Source organism: Peptoniphilus sp. HMSC062D09 (assembly GCF_001811425.1).
Taxonomy (GTDB): Bacteria; Bacillota; Clostridia; order Tissierellales; family Peptoniphilaceae; genus Peptoniphilus_A.
In genome coordinates this window covers 1-318 of sequence record NZ_KV804700.1, presented here as the reverse complement: position 1 = coordinate 318, position 318 = coordinate 1, and the positions used below count along the sequence as shown (strand labels likewise).

Here is a 318-nt window from a genome sequence, read left to right as displayed (position 1 = left end):
ATGATCTGGACAACATTCTGCTTCTATTATATTTATTCCTTTTCTATCACATAAATCTCTTAATATTTTTCCTATATCTTGTTTTAATCTTCCATATATTACTTGTCTCCTGTATTTCGGAGCAAATACTATGTGATACTTACAATTCCATGATGTATGTGATAAACTGTTTTTATCCATTTTAGGATACCTCCCTTTTCTATTTATGCTACTGCCAGTAACATACATAGTTTATCACGGGAGGTTTTTTGCTTGAAGCTAAAGCTAGTATTCCTACCACCAGCATAGCTGGTGGTTTATTCATGCTAAAGCGTACAA

1 protein-coding gene is annotated in these 318 nt (G+C 32.7%); it reads right to left on the bottom strand.

Annotated elements, in window-relative coordinates; all coding sequences use genetic code 11:
• Positions 1 to 180: IS200/IS605 family transposase (tnpA, locus tag HMPREF2801_RS02705; protein WP_148130063.1), on the bottom strand; the 180-nt coding region annotated here is incomplete at its 3' end.
• Positions 181 to 318 lie beyond the last annotated feature (138 nt).